Source organism: Corynebacterium pacaense, from assembly GCF_900169525.1.
Lineage (GTDB): Bacteria > Actinomycetota > Actinomycetes > Mycobacteriales > Mycobacteriaceae > Corynebacterium > Corynebacterium pacaense.
This window is the reverse complement of the sequence record NZ_LT821239.1, coordinates 59,618-83,970: the sequence shown is the minus strand read 5'-3', so window position 1 is coordinate 83,970 and position 24,353 is coordinate 59,618. Positions and strand designations below refer to the sequence as shown.

At 64.6% G+C, this 24,353-nt stretch carries 21 protein-coding genes; 10 read left to right on the top strand and 11 right to left on the bottom strand.

The window, feature by feature from the left end; translation table 11 throughout:
• Positions 1–149 precede the first annotated feature (149 nt).
• From B7E02_RS00645 to trmB, 5 genes are read right to left on the bottom strand one after another with little or no spacing between them, the layout of a single operon-like run.
• A complete protein-coding gene (locus tag B7E02_RS00645; RefSeq protein WP_080791797.1) occupies positions 150–515 on the bottom strand; it encodes a DUF3054 domain-containing protein in 366 nt (121 codons plus the stop codon).
• A complete protein-coding gene (locus tag B7E02_RS00640; protein ID WP_080791794.1) occupies positions 512–1,609 on the bottom strand; it encodes a lysylphosphatidylglycerol synthase transmembrane domain-containing protein in 1,098 nt (365 codons plus the stop codon). The genes B7E02_RS00645 and B7E02_RS00640 overlap by 4 nt, the downstream gene beginning before the upstream one ends.
• An 11-nt stretch (positions 1,610–1,620) precedes the next feature.
• Positions 1,621–3,915, bottom strand: coding sequence for an MMPL family transporter (locus tag B7E02_RS00635; protein WP_080791791.1), 2,295 nt, complete (start codon positions 3,913–3,915; stop codon positions 1,621–1,623).
• Positions 3,916–3,922: 7 nt separating this feature from the next.
• The gene (locus tag B7E02_RS00630; protein ID WP_080791785.1) at positions 3,923–4,609 is read right to left on the bottom strand and encodes an NYN domain-containing protein; all 687 of its coding nucleotides are present in this window, start codon (positions 4,607–4,609) and stop codon (positions 3,923–3,925) included.
• On the bottom strand, positions 4,609–5,373 hold the full coding sequence (trmB, locus tag B7E02_RS00625; protein ID WP_080791780.1) for a tRNA (guanosine(46)-N7)-methyltransferase TrmB: 765 nt from the start codon (positions 5,371–5,373) through the stop codon (positions 4,609–4,611). Before trmB ends, B7E02_RS00630 begins: the two co-directional genes overlap by 1 nt.
• A 789-nt stretch (positions 5,374–6,162) precedes the next feature.
• Here trmB and B7E02_RS00620 point away from each other — a divergent pair.
• The gene (locus B7E02_RS00620; protein WP_080791778.1) at positions 6,163–7,995 is read left to right on the top strand and encodes a phosphoenolpyruvate carboxykinase (GTP); all 1,833 of its coding nucleotides are present in this window, start codon (positions 6,163–6,165) and stop codon (positions 7,993–7,995) included.
• A 28-nt stretch (positions 7,996–8,023) separates the two neighbouring features.
• On the opposite strand, the gene B7E02_RS00615 is transcribed toward B7E02_RS00620, so the two are convergent.
• A complete protein-coding gene (locus B7E02_RS00615; RefSeq protein WP_080791775.1) occupies positions 8,024–8,809 on the bottom strand; it encodes a class I SAM-dependent methyltransferase in 786 nt (261 codons plus the stop codon).
• Positions 8,794–9,375, bottom strand: a complete 582-nt coding sequence (locus B7E02_RS00610; protein ID WP_080794324.1) for a hypothetical protein — start codon at positions 9,373–9,375, stop codon at positions 8,794–8,796. Before B7E02_RS00610 ends, B7E02_RS00615 begins: the two co-directional genes overlap by 16 nt.
• A 97-nt stretch (positions 9,376–9,472) precedes the next feature.
• Between B7E02_RS00610 and B7E02_RS00605 the strand changes: the two genes are divergently transcribed.
• The 4 genes from B7E02_RS00605 to B7E02_RS00590 are packed head-to-tail and all read left to right on the top strand — an operon-like array spanning position 9,473 to position 14,016.
• Entirely contained in the window at positions 9,473–10,600 is a 1,128-nt protein-coding gene (locus B7E02_RS00605; RefSeq protein ID WP_080791772.1) for a glycosyltransferase family 4 protein, read from the top strand.
• A gap of 55 nt (positions 10,601–10,655) precedes the next feature.
• Positions 10,656–12,260 (top strand): circularly permuted type 2 ATP-grasp protein, encoded by a 1,605-nt coding sequence (locus tag B7E02_RS00600; protein ID WP_080791769.1) that lies wholly within the window; start codon positions 10,656–10,658, stop codon positions 12,258–12,260.
• A complete protein-coding gene (locus B7E02_RS00595; protein ID WP_080791767.1) occupies positions 12,254–13,165 on the top strand; it encodes an alpha-E domain-containing protein in 912 nt (303 codons plus the stop codon). The genes B7E02_RS00600 and B7E02_RS00595 overlap by 7 nt, the downstream gene beginning before the upstream one ends.
• An 11-nt stretch (positions 13,166–13,176) precedes the next feature.
• On the top strand, positions 13,177–14,016 hold the full coding sequence (locus B7E02_RS00590; RefSeq protein ID WP_080791764.1) for a transglutaminase family protein: 840 nt from the start codon (positions 13,177–13,179) through the stop codon (positions 14,014–14,016).
• A 270-nt stretch (positions 14,017–14,286) separates the two neighbouring features.
• Here B7E02_RS00590 and B7E02_RS00585 read toward each other — a convergent pair whose 3' ends face one another.
• Positions 14,287–14,931 (bottom strand): GNAT family N-acetyltransferase, encoded by a 645-nt coding sequence (locus tag B7E02_RS00585; protein ID WP_245802107.1) that lies wholly within the window; start codon positions 14,929–14,931, stop codon positions 14,287–14,289.
• A gap of 206 nt (positions 14,932–15,137) precedes the next feature.
• Between B7E02_RS00585 and B7E02_RS00580 the strand changes: the two genes are divergently transcribed.
• The 4 genes from B7E02_RS00580 (at position 15,138) to B7E02_RS00565 (ending at position 19,506) form a co-directional block, all read left to right on the top strand.
• Complete coding sequence (locus B7E02_RS00580; RefSeq protein WP_080791761.1) at positions 15,138–16,451, top strand: ISL3 family transposase; 1,314 nt, start codon at positions 15,138–15,140, stop codon at positions 16,449–16,451.
• 140 nt (positions 16,452–16,591) lie between these two features.
• Positions 16,592–17,653 (top strand): amino acid ABC transporter permease, encoded by a 1,062-nt coding sequence (locus tag B7E02_RS00575; RefSeq protein ID WP_080791756.1) that lies wholly within the window; start codon positions 16,592–16,594, stop codon positions 17,651–17,653.
• Complete coding sequence (locus tag B7E02_RS00570) at positions 17,650–18,459, top strand: ATP-binding cassette domain-containing protein (protein WP_080791753.1); 810 nt, start codon at positions 17,650–17,652, stop codon at positions 18,457–18,459. Before B7E02_RS00575 ends, B7E02_RS00570 begins: the two co-directional genes overlap by 4 nt.
• 30 nt (positions 18,460–18,489) lie before the next feature.
• Positions 18,490–19,506: an ABC transporter substrate-binding protein gene (locus B7E02_RS00565; RefSeq protein WP_080791749.1), complete on the top strand. Its 1,017-nt coding sequence runs from the start codon at positions 18,490–18,492 to the stop codon at positions 19,504–19,506.
• Here the strand turns inward: B7E02_RS00565 and B7E02_RS00560 are convergent.
• Positions 19,478–20,932, bottom strand: a complete 1,455-nt coding sequence (locus tag B7E02_RS00560; RefSeq protein WP_080791746.1) for an MmpA family trehalose lipid delivery protein — start codon at positions 20,930–20,932, stop codon at positions 19,478–19,480. The genes B7E02_RS00565 and B7E02_RS00560 overlap by 29 nt on opposite strands.
• A gap of 8 nt (positions 20,933–20,940) precedes the next feature.
• The gene (locus tag B7E02_RS00555; RefSeq protein WP_080791744.1) at positions 20,941–21,720 is read right to left on the bottom strand and encodes a porin PorA family protein; all 780 of its coding nucleotides are present in this window, start codon (positions 21,718–21,720) and stop codon (positions 20,941–20,943) included.
• A 39-nt stretch (positions 21,721–21,759) separates the two neighbouring features.
• On the opposite strand from B7E02_RS00555, the gene B7E02_RS00550 reads away from it, so the two are divergent.
• Positions 21,760–22,818: an acyltransferase family protein gene (locus B7E02_RS00550; protein WP_080794320.1), complete on the top strand. Its 1,059-nt coding sequence runs from the start codon at positions 21,760–21,762 to the stop codon at positions 22,816–22,818.
• A gap of 29 nt (positions 22,819–22,847) precedes the next feature.
• Here the strand turns inward: B7E02_RS00550 and B7E02_RS00545 are convergent, their stop codons facing one another.
• Positions 22,848–24,146, bottom strand: a complete 1,299-nt coding sequence (locus B7E02_RS00545; protein ID WP_080791742.1) for a dicarboxylate/amino acid:cation symporter — start codon at positions 24,144–24,146, stop codon at positions 22,848–22,850.
• Between the last annotated feature and the right edge of the window lie 207 nt (positions 24,147–24,353).

The following is a 24,353-nucleotide window of genomic DNA, read 5'->3' as shown; positions in this document are numbered from 1 at the left end:
CGCGGTGTTAAGCTGGGCTTCCCGTAAACCGTCCGAGAAAGTGACCACCAATGACCATTATCGCGATTCTGTTCGGCCTCGACATCTTCAGCACCGTTCTCTCCTACATCCAGGGGCTGTTCAGCTACTAGGCCCCTGTCCCCGGGGATCTACTTGATGATCACCCGGAACAGCGCGCGCCAGCCAAGGACCAGGATCGCCGAGGCGGTCGTGGCCACGATCATGAAGGACCAGTGCGGCACGCCGCCGTTGTTGATCCCCCAGATGACCAGGCCCACCACCACCGCGGACAGCCACACCACCACGCCTGCCGGCCAGAAGAGCTGCGGGTGGAGCTTCGCCGGGATGATGGCGAACAGATAGGCCAGGAACACCCCCGCCAGGAAGGGGAGCAGGGTCTTGAACCAACCCATCACTGTCAGTGGCATCTCCTCGCTCTGGTGGGCGATCCGCGCGAAGAGGGCGAAAAGACCGATGGAGATGGCATCGAAGAGCAGGGCTGTCCAGCGATTCACTTCTCAAACCTTTCGGGGGCGGCTGACGGGGCTTCCAACGCCTCCATGCTATCGCTTTGTATTTCGCGGGCGCTGATCCCCTTCGGGGTGTAGTAGAGGAAGTAGACCACCCAGCCGATCAGCGCCATGAGGATGAAGGAGATCAGCCGGTAGATGATCACGGCGCCCGCGGCATCGACCGCGGTCATTCCACTGGTGACCAGTGCGGCGATGTAGGTGGCCTCCACCGGCCCGATCCCACCGGGGGTCGCCTGCAGGCTGCCCACGATCTTGGCCGTGGCATAGGCGAGGAAGATGCCGCCGAGGTTGGTGTTGTCCTTCTGGCTCGCCAGCAGCGGCAGGTGGTCGGTCACCGCCCACACGCACACCCACAGGCCCGCGGCGTCGAGAAGCCGGTTCAGCAGTGACCACACCGCGGTTGAGGTGAAGTGCGCGGAGGTGAGCCTCACCGAGTTCAGCTGCCTGATGTGCGAGACAAGCTTGTCGACGCCCGCCTCCGCATCCCGCCTGAGCAGGCGGTTCACCCGCGGCATCAGGTTCTCCACGACGGCGACGACCCTCTCCGGGTTGCTGGCCGCCCAGTACACCAGAGCCGACAGCGACATCATCGCGAGCAGACTCGCGATCAGTGACCACAGACTGATGTTGGCGCCCAGAAAGAAGACGGCGGTGGCTCCGATCGCCACCAGCCACATCGTCGACAACGCGCTGGAGAGCACGAAGAACCACGAGCACACCACCACGCTCGCACCCCAGCTGCGCTGCACATGGAAGGTGAGGATCGCGGACAGCGCGGGGCCACCGGGAAACGTCGCCGACCACGAGTTCGAGGCGAAGGTCAGCGCCGAGGTGCTGCCACGGGAGGGATCAAGACCACCGGCGCGCAACATGATCCGCATGACCTCGGCCATGGCGTACATCGATGCGGTCACCGCTATGACCGCCAGCAGCACGCCGAGGGGATTCGCCTGCCTCAGCTCACTGATGCCGGTTGCCAGAAACTCCAGCTGATCACGGAGAAAGAAGAGGATAACCCCCAGGATCAGCAGGGAAATCGCCCACCGCGCCCAGGGGTTGCCCAAAATTTTCCGCATAGGGCACGAGTCTAGTCGACGTCATCCAGCGGCCGGTTCTCCAACCGCGCCCTGAGTTCGACGAAGGAAACCAGTTCGCTGTTCTCCTCGGTGCTGCGACCGCTGCGTGAGGCGACGGTTTCCGGCAGCGGTTCGCTGTGGTGGACCGACAGTTCCTCCATAAGCGGATCGGCCGGTGCACCCGATCCGTGACCGAGCTTCTCATAGGCCTTCTTCACAAAGCCCGGAGCCCACCAGTTGTCATCGCGCAGCAGGTGCATGACCGCGGGGACCAGCAGCATGCGGATGATGGTGGCGTCGAGGAACAGGGCCACGATCATGCCGAAGGCGATGTATTTCATCATGACGATCTCGGAGAAGCCGAAGGCTCCGCACACCACGATCATGATCAGCGCGGCGGCCGTGATGATCGATCCGGTGTGCGCCGTTCCATAACGGATCGCATCATCTGTGGACTTGCCACGGTCCCTGGCCTCGACCATCCGGGAGACCAGGAAGACCTCGTAGTCGGTGGAGAGTCCGTAGATGATGGCCATTATCAGAACCAGCACCGGACTCATCAGCGGGCCGGGGGAGAAGTTGAGCTGTCCCGCACCGAGACCGTCGACGAAGACCAGGGTGAGGAAGCCGAGGGTGGCGCCCATTCCCAGGATGGTCATGATGATCGCCTTTGCCGGAAGAATCAGCGAGCCGAACACCAGGGCCATGAGAATGAAGGTGGCGAGCACGATGTAGATCGCCATGGCGGGCAGCTTCTCAAAGAGCGCCTCGATGGATTCGACCTCCATCGCCGGCGTCCCGCCGATGTGGACCTCCACCCCCTCCGGCGGGGTGATCCGCCGCAGCTGATCGATCACCGATGCATTGAGGGAGCGGTCCTGGATACCCGCGGAAAGTACGGTGGTGCCGTCCACGGTCGCCGAGGACGCCCCGAAACGGCCCGTCAGTCCCTCCACCCGGTTGGCCTGGGTGAACACATCAACCAGCTGGGCATTGTCCGCGCCGGTGACCACCAACTTGATCGGCTCGGTACGGAAGGTGGGGAAGCTCTCGTCGAAATCCTGCTGCGCCACCCTGGTGGCGTTGCCCGGCGGAAGGTAGGTCTCATTGATGCCGCCGAACTTCACTCCCGTCAAGGGAATGGTCAGGGCGAGGAGTAGCAGAACGATCGCCACGGTCACCGACTTCGCGTGCCGCATCGCCCACGCCGGAATGCGGAACCATATCGTGTCCTCCAGCCTGCGTGCGGTGCGCGCGGTGCGGCGCACGCTCAGTTTGTCGATCCGCGGGCCGAGGATTCCAAAGAGTGAGGGCAGCACCGTCACCGAGAGCAGTGCCGCCAGCCCGACGGCCGAGATCGCGCCGAAGGCCACCGATTTCAGGAAGGCCTGGGGGAAGACGAACAGCCCGGACAGCGCCACGGCCACCATCGCCGCGGAGAACACGACGGTCTTACCCGCCGTCGCCGTGGTGGTCGCCACCGCCTGGGGTACCGGGGATCCCTTGTCCATCTCCTCACGGAAGCGGGAAACCATGAACAGCCCGTAGTCGATTGCCAGGCCCAGTCCCAGGATCGTGACCACGGATTGGGCGAAGACGTTGACCTGGAAGAATCCAGCCAGTATCGAGAGCACGCCGAGAGATCCGAGAATGGAGAGGATGCCCACGATCAGGGGCATGCCCGCGGCGACAACCGAGCCGAAGACGATGATCAGGAGCACGGCGACCGCGGGCAGCGCGTAGAGCTCGGCACGGGAGATGTCGCCGGCCATGCCCTTGTCCAGGGCGTCCGCCACGGCGGTGGCGCCGGCGACCTGGGTCGTGACATTTCCGGGAAGCGACACGGGTACCAGTTGATCCTCGATCGAGCGGAAGTCCTTCAGGGTCTGCTCCCCGTCGCCGACCAGGCCGAGGGCGGCGAAGGCCCTGGTTCCGTCCTCGCTGAGCAGGGCGGGGTTGCGGGTGTCGAAATAGGAGTTGATGTGGCTGACCGTGCCCGGATTGTCGGCCTGCAGTGTGTTCAGGTGATCGGAGATCGCCGTGAACACGGCCGGGTCATCGAAGGAGGTGCCCCGGGGGGCCGTGAACAGGATGACCACATCGCCATTGTTGTCCCGGCCGAAGGTCTCCTGTTCAATCTGTGCCGCCGCGGTCGAGGAGGAACCGGGATCATCCCAACCCTCCTGGCTCATGCGCTCACCCAGTCTGAGGCCGAATGCGACATAGAGTGCGAGAATCGCGGCTATGACAATGAGCGGGACGATGCGTCGGTGGCGGTAGGCGAAGTGGCCCCATCTTGAGAACACGGGTGCATTACTCCTGGGAAGGGTTGCGGTTGGGCAGGAGGGCGGACAGCGGGCGGAAGGGCTGGAGCCAGGCACCGCTGTCCGGGAGGTTGTCCAGGCTGACACGCGGCAGCGGCTCACGGAAGACCCCGGGGATCTCCTCGAGATCGACGAACTCGATGTCCGGGTTCGCCACCGCCCAGGAGGCGTGCTCGTGGAAACCGATGACGGTGGCGGGGACGCCCTGCGCCACCAGTTCCTCGAGTGTGTCGCGGAAGTTCTGGCCATCGGCGCTGGCGACCACCACCCCGCGCAGGACCCCTTCATCGAATCGTCGGCGAATGTGGTTGATCATGTCGATGTCGACATCGGAATCCTCGCCGATCTTCGGCTTGGCGAAGACGGCGAAACCGACGTTGCGCAGCGCCTCCACCCAGGGCCGGACCACATCGGCGCCGCCTGCGGCGATGTTGGTGAACACCGTCGCCTCCGGTTCGATGTGGCGGCCCAGTTCGTGGGCGCGCCTGCCCGCACGGGCGAGCAACCACTTGCCGATGGCGTCGAAACGCGGTCGGTAGGCCGCCGTGGGGCGGCCACCGAGGATGGCACCCAATCCCATGTCGAGGTTCGGTGCGTCCCACACCAGCAGCAGGTTCTCCGGTCCCGCGGGATCGGAGTGCGAGTAACCGTGAACGGTTTCGTGAACGTCAGCCATTAGTTTCTCCGTTGCCACAGATACTCGGTGATGACATGGTCCTTGTCCAGACCCTTGCCCTCAAATTTGGTGATCACCTGGCGGTCGGTCAGCTGCGGGCAGTCCGCCCACGGCCAGCCCCGGTACTCGAGGAGCGGTTCGACCTCCACGAGCTCATTGATCCATTCAGCGTAGTCCGCGTGGTCGGTGGCCACGTGGAGAACGCCTCCCGGTTTGAGCTTACGGGCGATGAGGTTCAGCGGACCGGACTGGATGATGCGCCGCTTATTGTGACGGGCCTTCGGCCAGGGATCGGGGAAGAAGATGCGGACACCGTCGAGGGACGCATCGGCGAACATCCGGTTGAGTACCTCGATGCCGTCACCTCGGATCATGCGGACGTTGTCGATCCCGCCGCGGATGACGGCACCCATCAGTTTCGCCAGTCCGGGTTTGTAGAGTTCGATGGCGATGATATTGGCATCGGGTTCCAGGGGCGCCATCGCGGCCGTCGAGGTGCCGGTCCCCGATCCGATCTCGACGATGGTGCGGGCGCCCTCGCGTCCGAACCAGTCATCGAGGTCGATCAGTTGATCCCCGAGAACGCGACCGAGTTCGGGCCAGTGCTCATTCCACATGGCCTGCTGGTTCTCGGTCAGCGTGCCGCGACGGAAGGTCACGCTCCCCAGCCTGGGGTAGTCGAGGCCGTCGCTGAACTCGGACTGCGGTGGGCGGCCAGCGGGGAGCTCGCCGATCTTGCTTTCAGGGATATCGGAGATAGACATTATCTTCATTTTTCCTGTTCAGCCGTCAAACTTCAATACGGCGCCATCCCGGGCCACGGCCGTGTACGGATGCGGGCGGATGCACCGGGCCCGGGGAGTTGCGTGACGACGGGCGGGAGGGGTGTCGCACCGACCGCACGCCGGCCGGGGAGAGTTAAATAGTGCATGGCGGATATTCCCGCCCGGCTAAGCTTGTTAATTCCTTCAACTGGGTAGTACCAGTTGGGTGACTGGGTATGAATTCCCCTCCAGGCGGAGGTGTTGCCAATTCCGAAAAGTTAACAATTCCCCTGGGTTCCGATGTTGTTTTAACAAAGTCCGGGTGAATGGATGGTGGCCGGCGGGCGGGCGTCGTCGCGGTCCGCAGGGGCGGTGGTGCGGGCGTGAATCCAGGGTTGCAATGTCCGTGTTGTTCGAGAGGTCCGGCGAAGTGAAAGGGATGACTTTTCAACCGTGACCCGGCTCTCTTCCTGCGGTGTTGCCCGCTGCGGGTGGGGGCCGGTCGGGCGGAGCCTCCGGGGTGGTGCCGGTTTTTTCGGCGGTGGATGAATGTGTCGACCACGGGACCGTGGGGTGTGAGGGGGTGGGCATGGTTCACCCCTGTTTGGGGGTATCTCCCCTAGCGTGGAGTGCGTACCTTCCGTCCATGGACCCGTGTGGACAGGGGGTACGGTGACTGGTAATGACAAATGTGTCCCGCGTCTCATCAAAGCCGTTAACCAGATCAGGGTCTGAAAGCTACGCTTGAAGGCGAGAACTCTGTCGAGTGTCAAATTGTCTGGAGAAATGATGACCACAGCTGCAATTAGGGGCCTTAAAGGTGAGGCGCCGACCAAGAATCAGGAACTGTTGAACTGGATCGCGGAAGCGGTCGACCTGTTTCAGCCGGAGGCAGTTGTATTCGCGGACGGCTCCCAGGAGGAATGGGATCGCCTTGCGGGAGAACTCGTCGAAGCAGGTACCCTCATCAAGCTCAACGAGGAGAAGCGCCCGAACAGCTACCTCGCCCGTTCCAACCCCTCGGATGTGGCGCGAGTGGAATCCCGGACCTTCATCTGCTCCGAAAAGGAGGAGGACGCCGGCCCGACCAACAACTGGGCACCGCCGGCGGCCATGAAGGAGGAGATGCGCGAGCACTACGCAGGCTCAATGAAGGGCCGCACCATGTTCGTGGTGCCCTTCTGCATGGGACCCATCGATGATCCGGACCCCAAGCTCGGTGTTCAGCTCACCGACTCCGAGTACGTGGTCATGTCGATGCGCATCATGACCCGCATGGGAAAGGACGCCCTGGACAAGATCGGCGAGAACGGCGCCTTCGTCCGCTGCCTGCACTCCGTGGGAGCACCCCTGGAGCCCGGCGAGGAGGATGTCGCATGGCCCTGCAATGACACCAAGTACATCACCCAGTTCCCCGAGACCAAGGAGATCTGGTCCTACGGTTCCGGCTACGGCGGAAACGCGATCCTGGCCAAGAAGTGCTACGCGCTGCGCATCGCCTCGGTCATGGCCCGTGAGGAGGGCTGGATGGCCGAGCACATGCTCATCCTGAAGCTGATCAACCCGGAGGGCAGGGCCTACCACATCGCGGCGGCCTTCCCCTCGGCCTGCGGCAAGACCAATCTCGCCATGATCACCCCCACCATCCCCGGGTGGAAGGCAGAGGTCGTCGGCGACGACATCGCATGGCTGAAGTTTCGCGAGGACGGCTATCTGCACGCGGTCAACCCGGAGAATGGATTCTTCGGCGTGGCGCCGGGCACCAACTATGCGTCCAACCCGATCGCCATGCAGACCATGGAACCGGGAAACACCCTGTTCACCAACGTCGCGCTCACCGATGACGGCGATATCTGGTGGGAGGGCCTCGAGGGCGATCATCAGCACCTCATCGATTGGAAGGGCAACGACTGGACCCCGGAGTCCGGTGAGAAGGCGGCACATCCGAACTCGCGTTATTGCGTCGCCATCGAGCAGTCCCCGGCCGCGGCTCCGGAGTTCAACGACTGGAGGGGCGTGAAGCTGGACGCCATTCTCTTCGGCGGCCGCCGCCCCGACACCGTCCCGCTGGTCACCCAGACCTATGACTGGGAGCACGGCACCATGGTGGGTTCACTGCTCGCCTCCGGCCAGACCGCGGCCTCGGCCGAGGCGACCGTCGGCGCGCTGCGCCACGATCCGATGGCCATGCTGCCCTTCATCGGCTACAACGCCGGCGAGTACCTCCAGAACTGGATCGACATGGGGAACAAGGGCGGGGACAAGATGCCCGCGATCTTCCTGGTCAACTGGTTCCGCCGTGGCGAGGACGGCCGCTTCCTGTGGCCCGGATTCGGCGACAACTCCCGCGTGCTCAAGTGGGTCATCGACCGCATCGAGGGACGCGTCGAGGCGGATGAGACCGTTGTTGGCCACACCGCCCGCGCCGAGGACCTGGACCTCGAGGGCCTGGACACCCCGATCGAGGATGTGCGGGAGGCGCTCACCGCTCCCGCCTCCGACTGGGCCCGCGATCTCGACGACAACGCCGAGTACCTCACCTTTCTCGGACCCCGGGTTCCCGCCGAGGTTCATGAGCAGTTCGAGGCACTGAAGAAGCGCATCCGGGCCGCCACCGCCTAGCAGCGGCGGCCACCTCGGCTCCCGACGGCTACGGCCGGCGGGAGTCCCGTCGTTTGCGGAGCACGACAACCAGGTTGCTCACCAGGAACTCGCGAAGCAGCGGCACCCTGACCATCCACCACGCCCATTGCGGGTGATAGCGCGGGAAGGCCGTAACCAGCTCAGCATCGGCCACGGTGTCCGCCCAGCGAAGTCCCTCCGCGCAGGAGACCGCAAACAGCGAGTGTCCGTAGACGTTCTTCGGCGGGTGCCCGTGCCTGCGCTGATAGCGGTTCCGCGCGAAGTCACCGCCGATGTAGTGCTGCCACATCCCGGTTTCGTGCCCGCCGAAGGGGCCGAGCCAGATGGTGTAGCTGAGAAGCACCATGCCACCGGGCCGGGCGACGCGCAGCATCTCCTCTCCCATGCGCCAGGGGTCCGGGATGTGCTCGGCGACGTTGCTCGAGTAGACGACATCGAAGCTGTCCTCCATAAACGGCAGATCCTCACCGGATCCGCGCACCGAGGCATTCACCTCGATCCCCGCCGCCGCCATCTCGCCCACGTCCGGTTCGACCGAGGTGTAGTACGCACCCGCCCGCCCGAAGGCCTCCGCGAAGTAGCCGGGGCCACCACCGACGTCGAGCACTGAACGCCCCGCCAGGCCGCGTCCGGTGGTGTCGGTGAGGGCGGCGTCGATAAGCAGGGCGGTGTCGGCGGCGAGGTTGCCGTAGAAGATGTCCGGCCGGGTCTGTTCATAGCGGAAGTCGCGGAGCAGGCCGATCGAGCGGGACAGCGTTGCCAGGCGGCGGGTGTGGATCAACTCCTGGTCCAATCCAGATCGCTGAGATCCTCGCCGTTCATCCAGCGCAGCACCACGGTCGCCGCGCGTCCGGCATCGGCGACGATGGTGGTGGAGTGCTCGCCGGCGCGCCCGAGCTCCAGCGTCATCGCGTCGAGTCCGGTGAGCGGACGTGCGGTGATGAAATCCTCCTCATTGGCGGGATCATCGATGGTGAAGCGCGTGACGGTGATGAAATCCTCCGCGGTCTCCAGTGAGTTCAGTGTCGGTTCGATGCCGAAGCGGGAGGCCCCCAGACGGGCGTCGTCCTCGCCGCGGACCCCCACCGTGAACGCGACGTCCTCATCCCCGAAGCGCAGCGTCGCGCCATCCAGACGCACCCCCAGGCCCTCGGCGAGAGCAACATCATCGAGCCAGGCGAGCAGATCGTTGAGTTCATCCTCGGGCACCGAGAGCACCGCGCCGTGACCTGCGGCGACCGGTGCACCGGGGAGGGTGAACCCGTCCTCGTCGGCGAGGCTGACAAGCAGGTTGCGGATCTCCTCCGGGGACCGGCCGGTGGGGGAGAACAGGACCAGGGTGGAATCAGTGGAACTCATGGTCTCCATTATGACCCCTTGATTTCGACCCCGCGGCCCCGACGCCCAGGATCAGGATCTCGGGGCGGGAGGATGACTCGGCTAGACTGAGGCCGCTATGAAGATCCTTCTCCTGTGCTGGCGCGACACCACTCATCCGCAGGGCGGCGGCAGCGAACGCTACCTTGAGCGGGTGGGTGAGTATCTCGCGCGCCGGGGCCATGAGGTGATCTACCGGACCGCGGGGCATACCGACGCACCGCGTCGATCGGTGCGCGGGGGCGTGCGCTACTCGCGCAGCGGCGGAAAGTTCACGGTGTATCCGAAGGCGTGGGCCGCGATGCTGCTCGGCCGGGCCGGGCGGGGGACCCTCGGTGGTGTGGACGTGGTCGTCGATACGCAGAACGGTATCCCCTTCTTCGGCCGCTTCTTCTCCGGCAGGCCCACGGTCCTGCTCACCCACCACTGCCACCGTGAGCAGTGGCCGGTGGTGGGGCCGGTGCTGGCCCCGCTCGGATGGTTCCTGGAGAGCAGGGTCGCACCGCGCGCCTACCGTTTCTCCCCCTATATCACGGTCTCCACACCGAGCGCCGAGGAGCTGGTCGGCCTCGGTGTGGACCGGGAGCGCATCCACATCATCCGCAACGGTGTCGATCCGGTGCCCGCGCAGGTGCCGCGTCTCGACGACCGGGGTGTGCACCTGGTCACCCTCTCCCGTCTGGTGCCTCACAAGCAGATAGAGCACGCCATGGATGTCGTCGCGGCGATCGACGGTGTCGTGCTCGATGTCGTCGGCAGCGGCTGGTGGGAGGATCGGCTGGTGGAGTACGCGGACCGCCTCGGCGTCCGGGATCGCGTGGTGTTCCACGGGCAGGTCGCCGAGGATCACAAGCACGCCTTGCTGGCACGGGCGGTCATCCATCTCATGCCCTCGCGTAAGGAGGGCTGGGGTCTGGCCGTTACGGAGGCGGCCCAGCACGGCGTGCCCACCATCGGCTACCGCGGCTCGGGGGGGCTGCGTGATTCGGTGATCGACAATGAAACGGGAATCCTCGTGGACACCGAGGCCGGGTTGATTGCGGCGACCCGCCGGTTGCTTGACGACGCCGCTCTGCGCAGCGCTCTCGGTGGGCGGGCGGCTCAACGCGCCGCCGGCTACTCCTGGGACACCGCCGGCCGGGAGGTGGAGAGGCTCCTGCTCGGCCTGGTCGGTCAGGTCGAGGGGGAACCGCGCCACGATAACTGAGGGAAAGCCCTCCATTTTTCTATAGTTCTACAGGTATCTGGGTTATGCTGTGCGTATGACAATAGCTAACACGCAGTATCAGGTGAACGATCTCGTGTTCGACGAGATGATGGGCCGTGATGGCATCCGCCCCATTTACCGTGAACTCTTCGATGTCTATCACGGTCTTGCCACCGAGGACCTGGAGTCCCGGGTCGCATATCTCAACGCCAGATACCTGGATACCGGTGTGACCTTCGACTTCTCCGGCCAGGAGGAGGCGTTCCCGCTGGATATCGTTCCCCGTCTGATCTCCGCGGCGGAGTTCGCGCAGACCGAGCTCGGACTCAAACAGCGCGTCCGGGCGCTCGAGGCCTTTCTCGCCGACGTCTACGGCTCCGGGCAGTTGTTCAATGACGGGGTCATCCCGCGGGCGGTGGTCACCACCTCCGCGCACTTCATCCGCGCGGTCGCGGGTTACACCCCTCCCAACGGTGTCCGCATCCACGTCGCCGGGATTGACCTGATCCGTGATGATGCCGGTGGGTTGAGGGTGCTCGAGGATAACGCGCGCATCCCCTCGGGCGTGTCCTATGTCCTCACCAACCGGCAGGCGACCGCCGCGGCCCTTCCCGAGGCGGTGGCCAGGTACAACGTGGCGCGGGTGGATGATTATCCCGCGCGGTTGCGCACCGCGCTGGCGAAGGCGGCTCCGTCCGGGATCGCGGACCCCACCATCGTGGTGCTGACCCCCGGTGTCCACAACTCCGCCTACTTCGAGCACGCCATGCTGGCCCGGACGATGGGCGTGCCCCTGGTCGAGGGGCGTGACCTCGTCGTCCGACACGGCGTCGCCTATCTCAGGGAGACCACCGGCCTGACCCAGGTGCACGTGATCTACCGGCGCGTGGACGATGAGTACATCGATCCCGTGAAGTTCCGTCCCGATTCCCTGCTCGGCTGCGCGGGGTTGATCTCCGCGCAGGCGAACGGAAACCTCACCATCGCCAATGCGGTGGGCAACGGCGTCGCCGACGATAAGCTGGTTTATTCCTATGTACCCGACCTGATCCGCTACTACCTGGGCGAGGAGCCGCTGATCCCGAATGTGGACACCTGGCGGCTGGAGGATCCGGTCCACCGGGAGGAGGTCCTCGACCGTATCGATGAGCTGGTGGTCAAACCTGTCGACGGCTCCGGCGGTAAGGGTATCCTCATCGGCCCGAGCTGTTCGCGGGCGGAACTCGACGCCGCTCGGGAGAGGATCATCGCCGATCCGCGTGGCTGGATCGCACAGCCGCTGATCCAGCTGTCCACGGTGCCCACCATGACCGATTCGGGGCTTGAACCCAGGCACGTGGATCTGCGTCCCTTCATCGTCAATGACGGCGATGACATGTGGATAGCCCCGGGCGGGTTGACCCGGGTCGCACTGGAGAAGGGGCAGATGATCGTCAACTCCTCCCAGGGCGGAGGCTCCAAGGACACCTGGGTGATCTCACCGGGTTCCGGCGGACCCGATTCGGAGACCGGTCGCTCCGTTCCGGTTCCCAATCCCGATGCCCAGGCACTCGAGAGGCTCGGCACCTCGATCCTCGACGTCCGCAGCGAGGAGTACCTGGAACAGCAACAGCAGCAACAACAGCAGCAGTCAGTCACCGAGGAGAGCCCCTCATGTTGAGCAGAATCGCAGAATCGATGTTCTGGATCGGCCGCTATGTCGAGCGTGCCGATGACCAGGCGCGGGTGCTTACCGTCAACCTCGAACTGGGCACGGAGGCCGATGCCGTCTCATTCAGTACGGAACTGTGCCGTGCCATGGGCAATCCCGTGGACTCGGGATCGGGTCCACGGGAGGCCTGGGCCGTGCTTGGAATCGACGAAACCTCCCCATACTCCATGGTCACGGCCCTGAGCAACTGCCGGGGAAGTGCCCGACGGGCGCGGGAGATTCTGTCCATGTCCACCTGGGAGGCGATCAACCGCTCCTACCGCAAGGCCACCTCCGGGAGGTTGGCGCTGGTGCGTCCTCCACTGGCCTGCCGCGAGGTCAGGGACTCCTGCTCGATGATCATCGGTACGCTTGCGGCGACCATGCCCCGGGATCAGGCGTGGCACTTCCTCCAGCTCGGAAGGCTGATCGAGCGGATGGACATGACCGCCAGGGTGCTCCATTCCACCGTCGTCGCGCCCCCCTTCCCCGCCCACCACCATCTTCTGCTTCAGGCCTGCGGCGCCCAGCAGTCATTTGTCATGGCCAGGGGCCGTGAGGACACGCTCTCCGCCGCCGTCGACTTCATCCTCCGCGATCCGATGTCGCCGCGGTCGATCTACTACTGCCTCACCGAGGCGCTGGCGTGCCTGGACAGCCTCGTCGTGGACAGGCAGTCCCGCGCGCTGGAGGATGAGGCGATCCGCCAGCTCGGACAGCTGCGCGCACGAATCCAGTACGCGACCGTCGAGGACAGCCTCGATTCCCTCGATCAGATCACCCTCGAGATCCAGCAGACGGGGGTCCGCGCGACAGAGGCGCTGACGTCGAACTACTTCGAGGCCACCTTGTCCTCACAATGGCACGAACGTTAGGGGAAACCGTCATGACCACGACACTTCAGATCACACACACCACCGGTTTCAGCTACTCATCCAGCGTGACCGATTCCTTCAATGAAATCCGGATGAGTCCCCTCTACACGCCCCAGCAGCTGATCCGCGAGAGGCAGCTGAAGATTGAACCCAAGCCATGGTCCTATTCCTACATTGACTACTGGGGCACCAATGTCACCGCCTTTGAGCTGCATGAACCGCATGACAGGCTCACCGTCACCGTCAACACCTGCGTGGACGTGGATTCCATCCCTGCAAGGCGGACACAGTTGCGCCTGGATGAGGTGGGCCGCTACTCCGACCGCTGGAACGAGTATCTGGAACTGACCCCGGCGGTGTCACCGGGGGAGGACCTCGGCGACCGCGTCGTTGAGATCGCCGCCGGCGGCGGGCAGGTCGATGAGATCGCCCTGGCCGTGGGCACGCTCATCCATGAGGAGATGAACTATGAGAGCGGATCCACCGAGGTCACCGCGAGGGCGCAGGAAGCCTGGGACAGCAGGAAGGGAGTCTGCCAGGACTTCTCCCACCTGATGATCGGGGCCCTACGGCTTCTCGGCATCCCCGCACGGTACGTCTCCGGCTATATTCTTCCCGATAGCCAGGCCGCGGTGGGTGAGCCGGTGAGGGGCGAGTCCCACGCCTGGGTGCAGTGGTTCAACGGCGACTGGTTCAGCTACGATCCCACCAACGATCTGGTTCCGGGCGAACTCCATGTGATGGTGGGGCAGGGGCGGGAGTACTCCGATGTGGCACCGCTGCGCGGGATGTTCACAGGTCAGGCCCGTTCGGGGATGTTCGTTTCCGTGGAAATGACCCGCCTGAGCTAGGGCGCGCCGAGCAGATCCCCCGGAGTATCTCTCGGTGGGGCCCGACGCGGTGCGGGCTGTGTCCGGACCACCGTTTCGCGGTCGGGGGTATGGAGATCCGGACGGTGGCCGCCCCGCGTGGGGTGCCGGGGCGGTCCGGGCTGCCTAACGCGATCCACACGTGTTTCACACGGTGTGCGCAGTGGTGCGGTGAGGGGACCGCTCCTGCACCTGTCATGGGATCACATCCACCCTTGGGCGACGCGCACCTTGATCCACGCGCCTTCTTCCCTAGATGTTCACATCGGCGCCGATCTGTGCGGTCAGCCGCTGTTCCGGTCGGGGGCGCCAGCGGTAGGTCCTCTCCACGGTGCGGCGTTGCCGGAGGCCCCGCCAGCGGTCGGACACGCCGCGGAGTCGCGGGCCGGTGTTGTCCGGGGCGATGACCTTCTCAAAGGGAAGGGCGCCGATCTTCTCGGGATCCTCGTTGAGGTCGAACAGTGGCGTGTAGCCCAGCTTCAGGTACAGGTTCTTCGCCTCCGGCTGGCGGGGTCCGGTGGTCAGGTAGATCTGGCGGTAGCCGCGGGCGGCGATGGCGCCCTCGAGTTCGGCCATGATCCGCCTGGACAGGCCCTGCCTGCGGTGTGCCGCGGATGTCCACACCCTTTTGATCTCCGCAGTCTTCCGGTCCAGATACATGAAGGCGCCACCGGCAATGGTGCGGCCGTCGCGCTGGAGCAGAAGGAAGTCGCCGTAGGGCGCGGAGAAGACCAGGGGAGGGAAGAGCTCGATTTCACTTGGCGCATCCGCGGGTTTGTCAAAGCCCTCGTAATCGGCGTAGCGCGTGGTGTATTCATGGTCCAGCTCCTCCACCATGGGCAGGGCGTCGCGGGAATCGATGCTGCTGTGGATCAGAATGTCATTCGGATTGCTCAAGGTGAACCTCGTCTGTGAAGCGGGCAGGGGCGGTCTCAGAGCCTAGGTTGCCACTGCCCGCGCGAACAAGGCTTTGTTGGCTCTTCGCGTTTCGGAGTGCGTAGCTGACCACGAGGTGGGGTTCGGGGTGGCACAACATAGAGGGGCCCTGGCCGGTACAAGATGAGAGTTACCACACCATCATCTGACCGAACCAGGACCCTACTGTGCAGCCTAGTGGCAACCTCGTCGCCGACACCATCTGCCGCACCGCGGAAATCGGCCTGACGATCACCGGTGCCGCCGACGCCGGAAACATCACCATCATCGACGCCCCCCCCGTGACCGTAAACACCCTCTGCCCGGCCTGCGGACAGTCCGGGAAGCTGCGCGACCACACTCTCCGCCGGCTCGTCGCCCTGCCGGTCGTCGGGTTCCCCACCCGCCTGCACGTCCGCGTCCCCCGTTTCACCTGCAGCAATCTGTCCTGTGCCAGGAAGATTTTCCAGGCTTCACTCAACTGCGCTGATGACGGGGCCAAGATCACCCACCGGGTCACCCGCTGGATTCTCCAGCGCCTGGCGATCGACCGGATGAGCGTGTCCGCCACCGCCAAAGCACTCGGCGTGGGCTGGGAACTGGTCAACCAGGTCGCACTCGATGCCTGCCGGAGCCTCGTCTACGACGACCCCGGACATCTGGACGGCGTGCGCATCCTCGGCGTCGATGAGCACGTCTGGAAGCACACCCGACGACCGACTGAGCCGTCGAATCTGGTGACCATCCTTGTCGACCTCACCCCGCTGGTGGATGGCCGTGGGCATGCCCGCCTGCTGGACATCCGTCCCGGTCGTAGCGCGCAGGTGCTGCGCACGTGGCTGCAGGAACGCGACCCTGATTTCCGGGAAAACGTGCAGGTGGTGACGATGGACGGGTTCACCGGCTATGCCTCAGCCGTGGACCAGGTGCTCCCGGATGCCCGCAAGGTGATGGACCCGTTCCATGTGGTGCATCTGGCTGCCGACAAGCTCACCGGGTGCCGGCAACGCCTCCAACGTGAGACGACCGGGCGGCGTGGGCGCAAGGATGATCCGTTGTACAAGTACCGGAGGACCCTGTTGACCAGGACGAACTATCTCACCGACCGGCAGAAACAACGACTCGACATGTTGTGGGCCACCGACGATGACTACGTCGCCCTGGAAGTGACGTGGTTGTTCTACCAGGATCTGATCGCAGCCTACGGGCATCCGAAGAAGTCGGAGGGCAAGAAGCTGATGAGCAGGGTGATCAACAGCATCCGCAAGGGGCTACCCGCAGGGCTGGAGGAACTCGCCCAACTGGGGCGGACCCTGTGGCGCCGACGCGAAGACGTGCTCGCCTATTTCGACATCGGCGCGTCCAACGGCCCGGTCGAAGCGATCAATGGTCGGCTGGAGCACCTGCGCGGGATCGCACTCGGGTTCAGGAACATCAACCACTACATATTGCGGTGCCTGATCCACTCCGGACAGCTGCAGGGAAAGATCAACGCACTCTAAATCGTGAAGAGCCGCTTTGTTTCGCCCTAGATGAAATGAACTGTCTATCTGGAATAGACAGAGGTGTCTATGTAGTGTGACTCGGTATTCCAACGGGCTGTGGTTAACAGTTCCCACCCCATAAGAAACGAGAATGCGCAATGACAATCAGATTGGACGCCAAGAGTCCCGACGCACCGGTGGACCGGCAGGGTGAGGTGGTTGAGGTATCCGAGGGCACGGCTTCCGGTGCCCCCGTGGCCAGGACGGTGGTGCGACAGAGGAAGTGGGGCCTGTACCTGAGCTCCGCGGTCGTGCTGTTCCTGCTGGCACAGTTCCTGTGGTCACTGGTCACCGTGAAGAACTACAACTGGGGTGTATTCGCGGAGTACTTCTTCAATGACGCCATCCTCCGCGGACTGCAGCTGACCCTGACCCTGACGGTGGTCTCCATCGTCGGCGGCTTCATCCTCGGCGCGGTGCTCGCCCTGATGAGGTTGTCCTCCTCACCGATTCTCAATGCGGCGGCCTTCGGATACGTGTGGTTCTTCCGATCCGTTCCCCTGCTCGTGCAGATCCTCCTCTGGTACAACCTCGGGTACCTCTATCCCACACTGGGCCTGGGGACACCCTTTACCACCGACTTCTGGCTCTATGAGGTCCAGACCACCGCCCTGATCTCCGCGTTCTTTGCGGCGGCACTGGGTCTGACCCTGCACCAGGCCGCCTATTCCGCGGAGATCATCCGCGCCGGGATCCTCTCCGTGGACGCCGGACAGCGCGAGGCCGCGGCGGCCCTCGGCATTCCCGCGAGCCGCCGCTTCTTCCGCATCATCCTGCCCCAGGCCGCCCGCTCCATCGTGTCCAATGCCTTCAACGAGATCATCGGTCAGGTCAAGGGCACCTCGGTGGTGTTCGTGGTCGCGCTTCCGGAGCTCTTCTACACCGTTCAGGTCATCTACAACCGCACATCCACCCCCATTCCGCTGCTGATGGTCTCCGTGGCCTGGTACGCACTGATCACCACGGCATTGTCGATCCTCCAGTACTACGTCGAAAGGCACTACGCCAAGGGAGCGGAGCGCGAGCTTCCGCCGACGCCATTCCAGAAATTGAGGGCATGGTCCACCCGGACCTGGCGTGCGCTCGCCGATGACTCCCCGCCGGCGCCGGTCGCCCCACCCGCCGTATCCACCACGAACCCGAAGGTGCAACGACTGTGAGCAATCTTCTTCACGCCCCGGACTCCGCCACGAACACCGACTGTGTCAGCGGTCTCGTGGAAATACGCGATGTGCACAAGTTCTATGGTGAGCAGGAGGTGCTCCGAGGCATCTCGCTCACGGTCAGCCCCGGCGAGGTGGTCTCGCTCATCGGGCCCTCCGGATCCGGAAAATCCACCCTCCTTCGGACCATCAACCACCTCGAACCCATTGATGCCGGCGAGATCACCGTCGACGGAGAGTACATCGGCTACCGCCAGAAGGGTGCGCAGCTCCACGAACTCCCCGAGCGCGAGGTGCTCCGGCGACGCGCCCGCGTGGGGATCGTGTTCCAGAACTTCAATCTCTTTCCCCACCTGACGGCGCTGGAGAATGTGGCCGAGGGCCCGACGGCGCTGAAGCTCCTGTCCCGGGCCGACGCCCTCACCCGCGCGCGGGACCTGCTGAACAGCGTCGGGCTGGGCGACAAGGAGCACCACTACCCCCGTCAGCTCTCCGGGGGACAGCAGCAGCGCGTCGCCATCGCCAGGGCGCTGGCGTTGGATCCCGACGTCATGCTTTTCGACGAACCGACCAGCGCACTCGACCCGGAGCTCGTCGGTGAGGTCCTCAGTGTGATCCGGGAACTGGCGGCCAGCGGCAAGACCCTGATCATTGTCACCCACGAAATCTCCTTCGCCAGGGAGATCTCGGACCGAATCGCCCTTCTCTCCGACGGCGCGCTGGTGGAGATAGGTCCACCCGGCGCCGTCCTGGACAACCCCCGGCACGACCGGACCAGAACCTTCATCAACAGCATCCTCTAGAACACCCTCCAGAAAATAAAAGGAACAATCATGGCTCTCAGCAGGAAACAGACCGGAGTTCTCGTTGGCGGCGCACTCGCCGTGGCGGTACTCGTAGCCGGAATCACGACCGTGGTCGTCGGAAATGACAACGCCGAGGCGGAGGCGGAGACGATCGTAGCCACCGCGACGGGCGAAGGCACCGATTCATTCAATCTCACCTCCCAGAACGCGAAGGACCGGCCGCGCCTGGAGGTTGTCGATGAAGCCGTCGACGCCCTTCGCTCCAGCGGATTCTCCCCGATCGAAGAGGGAAAGCTCACCATCGCCACCACCGGCGGAGCCGCACCGCTGAGTATCTTCGCCTCCGATGACAACACCACCCTGATCGGCTCCGAGCTGGACTTTGCGCAGCTCATCGCCGACGGACTCGACCTGGAACTCAATCCTGTCCCCGTGAGCTGGGCGGACTGGCCACTGGGGGTGTCCTCGGGGAAGTATGACCTGGCGGTGACGAACGTGACCGTCACGGAGGAGAGACTGGACATCTTCGATTTCGCCACCTACCGCGTCGATCTCCTCGGTTTCTACGTGGCGGCCGACAGCGACATTGAAAAGATCGAATCCGCGGAGGACATCAGCGGACTGAAGATCGTCGTGGGTTCAGGCACGAACCAGGAGGAGGTGCTGCTGCGCTGGAACGAGGAGCTCGAGGAGCAGGGGAAGCAACCCGCTGAACTGGTCTACTACGATGACCAGGCCGCGGGCCAGCTGGCGCTGCAGTCCGGTCGTGTCGACGCCACCTTCGGACCCAATGCCACCGGGGCCTTTGGCGCGAGGAACACCGGCGACACCAAACTCGCCGGCGTGGTCCCCGGCGGCTGGCCGCTTACCGCGAATATCGGCGCGACCACGAAGAAGGGCAACGGACTGATCGAGCCCGTCGCGCTCGTTCTCCAGGAGGCGCTCAACGACGGCGCCTATGATGAGGTGCTGCAGCGGTGGGGCCTCGAGGAGGAAGCCGTGGACGCCATCGAGATCAACCCGCCGGGCCTGCCCCGGAAGTAGGGAGGGTCGGACGCCGGCGCAGTGCCGCAACCAGCGGGAAGACCAGCGGGAAGACCAGCCACATCAGGCTCAATGCAATTCCTAGGTGGAACCGCCAGCCGCGCCGCGGCCCGGCACCGGTCTCGGTGACTGTCCCACCGTCGACGACCACCCCGACCCCCAGCTCCCGGAGCTCATTGAGATCACCGTCTCCCCAGGCGCGGCTCGCCTCCACGTGGCGCTGCGAGCGGGAGTCGGTGATCTCCCCGTCCACCCGGAGTTCTCCGGATTCCACCAGCGACAGGGCCTTGGATCTCGGATCCACCACGGGCAGACCATCGCTTCTGGCAACGAGCGGCGGGGCATCAACGAGCAGCACATCGCGCCCCCGTGCCAGGTTCGCCAGCTCGGCGGTGTCGGAGTACTCGGGGCGCAGCACCGCCACCTCCCGTGGCGCGTCCGGCATCTGCACGAGCGCCAGGGCCACGGCAAGTTCCTCCACCGGCGGCCTGCTCAGGCCACCTGCCATGGCCGCATAGGCGGGAATGGCGAACATCAGCAGCTTCTGGGAATCCCGGAACAACCCGGCGCCGGGAACGGTGGACACCACCCAGGAGAACACCCCGGGCAGCAGCCACGACCCCGCACACGCGAGCAGTCCGCAGGTCCCCAGGATCAGCACCGGCCGCGGACAGTTGCGGAATCCGGTGATGAGCACGGCAAACAGCGCAATCCCGAACAGGGCGAAGCCGGACTCCCGGGAGGCGGGCACGGCGTCGGCGTTCCAGATCCCGCCAAGGCCGAGCATCGTGCCGGGGGTGGAGGCGTGCGCCTCCGCACGCACCACAAAGGCCGTGGCACCGCCGGAGGTCGGCGTCGATAGGAGTGCGGGCACCAACCAGGGCAGCCACGTCACCACACCGAGGCACGCGGTGCGCACCCTGCTTCTCGACGCCACGACCCCCACCACCGTCGCGACCACCGCCCCGGTCGGGGTCAGCGACCCCGCCCACATGGCAACAATCTGCCAGCGGGGATGCTCGCGCAGTGCGGCGATCAGTGGCAGCAGCCATGCTGCCATCACCAGCGACCAGTGACCCTGCAGCAGCCGCTCAACCACGAAGGGGTTGTAGATGGTGATGGTCACCGCGGCGAACTGCGCCGGACCCAGGCGCATCGCCCCATAGGCCCCGGCCAGACCCGAGGCCAGCAGGATAACCCGGACCAGCCAACTGACGGGCAGGAAACCGAACAGTGCCAGAACACCGTCCTGCGGCGCATTGCGGGCGGGCAGATCCCCGAAGCCGAACGCATTCAGGCTGAGGGCGGGGGAATCAACCACCGCCATGTCACGGAGCAGGAGTTCGCCCGGCGCGGCCAGCGGCCACAGCAGCAACGCCAGCAGCACGGTCGCCCACGCCCACAACAGTGTCCGCCGAAGCTGCATGGCGGAGCCTAGGTCTTCCCGTGGAGGAACCCGGTGCGCCAGAGACCGATACCGATCAGGACCAGCCCGAGGAACTTGGCCGAAAAGGCCAGGACCTTCGCGACCAGTAGCCCCCTGGTGGTCTCGGCGGCCCAATCTTCCATAAGCGCGCGGGTCGCGTCGGTGAAGGAGAATTCCTGGGTCGGGGCGTCGCCGAGCGTGACCGTCTCGTGCCTGTCGAGGACCAGTCCGGAATAGCGGTCCACCCACAGTGTCCGATCAACCGAATAGCTGCGACCGTCGGCGAGCCGCCGGTCGTCGAGGGACTGGTGGAAGATGTAGGTGTCACCCCCGCGGTCGGTGTAGTCGACGTACTCCGCCTCCCCGAGCAGCTCATCATAATAGAGGTAGGACTGGCGCAGCGTGTTGGCGGGGAAGAAGTAGCGCAGTCCCTCGCGTGTCTGGTTCTCCGAGTCCACGGGCGTACCGGATATGGTGGCGGTGGGCTCGAACACGGGGAAGCGGGAGTGCCCGATCAGGGTCACCGATTCGCTTATGGAAGCCAGCTGCCTCCCATCGTCGGTATCGAGGGTCTGGTCGGCGTTGATGCGGATCTCGTCGATCTTGGGGGTCGGCTCGGAGCGGATGTGTTCGGTGCGGGTGACCCCGCGGCTACCGGTGCTGGTGAGGGTGAAATCCAGATCGGTGGGCAGGGTGCGCAGTGTGCCGGTCATGTATGGCGGGACTGTGAAGGCGAAAAGGAGGAAGGCGATGCCGAACACCAGCAGAGTCACGGCTGATCGTTTCACGGCTGTGTCGCCCCAATCCACTAGTCTCAGACGTAAATGATGTCTACACAATCGTACCCACCACCCGTTAGGGGTGGATTCATCAGCTCGCTGGAGGGGCTGCGCGCCGTTGCCGCACTGGGCGTGCTTGCCACTCATGCCGCCTTCCAGACGGGGGTCGATCCGGCGACGGACATCGGGGGCGTCCTCGCGCGCTTCGACTACTTCGTCGCGGTGTTCTTCGCACTGTCGGCCTTTCTGCTGTGGCGCAGACGCGGCGAGGCGGTGGGCCGCTACTATCTCAAGCGCGCCGCGCGGATCCTTCCGGCGTACTGGGTCACGGTGTTCACGGTCCTGTTGTTTGTTCCGGGTGGACCATGGTTGGCGAACCTGACCATGACGCAGATCTATGTCACCGATGGGTTGATGACGGGACTGACGCACCTGTGGTCACTGTGCGTCGAGGTCTCCTTCTACGTGGTCATGCCGCTTCTGGCGGCGGTGCTCGATCGCCTCCCGCAACGGGTGCGCATCGCCGCGATTGTCGGTGCGGCCGTGCTCAGCCTCGGGTGGGCGTTCGTACCCGTGGTGGAGGCGTCGATAGGCAGGGGATGGCCGAATATGCAGATCTGGCCTCCGGCCTACGCCTGCTGGTTCGCCGTCGGCATGCTTGCCGCGGAGGCCGAGGGGATGCGGTTTCCGCGGGTGCCGCGCGCGGTGTGGTGGGCGCTGGCGCTGGGTGTGGCGTGGATGGCGGGGCGGGAGTGGTTCGGGCCGCTCGGGCTGACACATCCCGCGCCGGGGGAGTTTGTGCGGCGCGTCCTCGCGGGAACCGCCTTCGCCGCATTGATCGTGGTGCCCCATGCCCTGGATCCACGGTCCAGGTGGTTGAGCAGTCCGGTGATGCTGGCCATGGGGCGGTGGTCCTACTCGATCTTCCTCTGGCATCTGCCGGTGATGGGAATTGTCTTTCCACTGCTCGGTCTGGAGCTGTTCAGCGGTGGTTTCATGGTGGTGTTCGCGGCGACGGTGCTGATCACCGTGCCGGTCGCGGCGGTGAGCCATGCCCTCGTTGAGGAACCAGTGATGCGGTGGATCCGCACCGCGGTCCTGCGCTGAGGGCGCAGGCGTTCACCTACCGGGCGGGATTAATCGGCGGCGTCGGCGAGGGCGAATTTCTCGGCGAACTCCTCCTCGTTGATGTCCTCGGCCACGGCGGTCTTCGTCTCGTTGTAGACCTCGCGGTCGATATCGTCGGTGGCGTTGGCCACGAGCATGGCAACGACGGTGTCACCGTTGACGTTGAGGAAGGTGCGGAAGATTCCGGCGAACCAGTCGACGGCGATGAGCAGTCCGACGGCTTCGATCGGCAGCTCGAGGGAGGTGGCCAGGAACATGGCGACCACCGGGAAGCCACCGGGAACGGTGATGGTACCCATGTTGAGCAGGATCGCCAGGCCCATCCCCAGGAGAACCTGACCGAGTGTGAGATTGATGTTTCCGGCCTGTGCCAGGAACATCACCACGATCATGTAGTTGAGGACCGCTCCGTAGGACCCCATTGTCAGGCCGACGGACAGGGTGAAGTTGGCCACCCGCTGGCTGATTCCGACCTTTTCCACCGCATTGCGAAGGACGGTGGGGAAGGTGACCGCGGAGCTGGTGGTGGTGACGGCGATCATGGTCTGCTCGCCGAGTTTGCGGGGAAGCTTCATCGGGTTCAGCCGGGTCTTCAACGTGACCACGATGACGAAGAAGACGGCCATGATGAGTACGCCGATCAGCGTGGTGCCGAGGTAGGACAGCGCGGTGGTGACAACGGTGATTCCTGATTTGCCGGTGAGGCTGGCGAGCAGGCAGAACACACCGATCGGGGCGATGTTCATGATCAGGCGGATCATGGTCAGGATGATCTGCTGGGCCTGGTCGAGGAAGTCCAGGACCATCCGGTTCCCGGTTCTTGTGATGTAGTTGTTCAGCGCGAGACCGAAGAGCAGCGAGAACACGATGATCGGAACCATGGTCGCCGTTGACATGGCGGAGAAGATGTTGGTGGAGACGAAGTCGACGAGCGTGTCCTGCCATCCCGTCGCCTCCGTCGCCGAGGACTGCAGGGTGGGGTCGAGTTCACCGCTGAAGGTCATTCCCGATCCCGGTTTGATGATCGAACTGAGGATCCAGGCGACCACCGCCGACACCGCGGACAGTCCGAGCATCCAGCCGAAGGTGCGGCTGGCCATCTTGCCCATTCCGGAGCCGGTCATGGAGCCGGTGGCCACGATCACCGAGGACATGACCAGGGGAACGATGGCCATCTGGATCAGTCTGATGAAGATATCGCCGACGAACTGCAGGTTGTCGGCCCACGGCCCGACGATCACGCCGAAGATGATTCCGCCGACTGCTGCGAGTCCGATCAGGGTCGCCGGGTTTTTCAGTGCTTTCATGATGGATTCCTGGTTTCTCTGTAGGGCTGTACGGGTGAAGGTATGTGATTCCGTCGATTGGCTCCGGCACCACATGGGGCAGGAGGGGCCGGTGGGGGCTCGGGTCCACGAGTTTGGTCAACTGGTGTTGCGACTCCTCGGAGGGGGAACTCAAGAAAACCTGCAGGGCCTGTGTTTCCGGATGGCCGGTCCGGTCCGGGATAGCAG